Annotated in this window: 1 protein-coding gene; it reads right to left on the bottom strand. The window is 47.2% G+C overall.

Annotation, left to right across the window (positions count from 1 at the left end; all coding sequences use genetic code 11):
* Positions 1-576, bottom strand: a 576-nt coding sequence (locus B3182_RS10880; RefSeq protein ID WP_414683343.1) for an alanine--tRNA ligase-related protein, incomplete at both ends; no start/stop codon positions are given.

Below are 576 nucleotides of genomic sequence, written 5' to 3'. Positions count from 1 at the left end.
CCATAGGTGTCGTACAACAGGAAAATGGTCTCACCGGGAATTTCTTTATCGCCCATTTCTTCAATAGCATGGTCCAGAATTTTCAGACCGTTATCCAGCGTATCGGCAAACCGTTCTTCTTCAATTTGCAAAGCCTGTTCGACAACTGGCTGTGCCTTAGTAAGTTCTGGAAATGCTTCGCCCATTTCATCGACTAAGGGTTGGACCAGTTTGTAGAAAAAGGCTTCTTTTAACCCCAGTTTGTGCCCATGACGAATGGCGCGGCGGATAATACGACGCAGTACATAACCACGCCCTTCATTTGAAGGTTGAACGCCGTCGGTGATCATAAAGGCACATGAGCGGATATGGTCAGCGATAACACGCAGGGAAGTATTGCTGGAATCGGTAGTGCCCGACAGTTTTTGAATCGCTTTAATCAGATTCTGAAACAAATCGATGTCGTAATTATTATGTTTGTGCTGCAACACCGCTGCCAGACGTTCAAGGCCCATGCCAGTATCAACTGAAGGTTTTGGCAGTGGGGTTAGCGTGCCATCTGCAGAGCGGTCAAACTGCATGAAGACCAGATTCCAG

The organism is Methylophaga sp. UBA4204 (assembly GCF_002379485.1).
GTDB lineage: Bacteria > Pseudomonadota > Gammaproteobacteria > Nitrosococcales > Methylophagaceae > Methylophaga.
The sequence above is the reverse complement of the archived record's forward strand: the minus strand, read 5'-3'. Positions and strand labels throughout refer to the sequence as shown.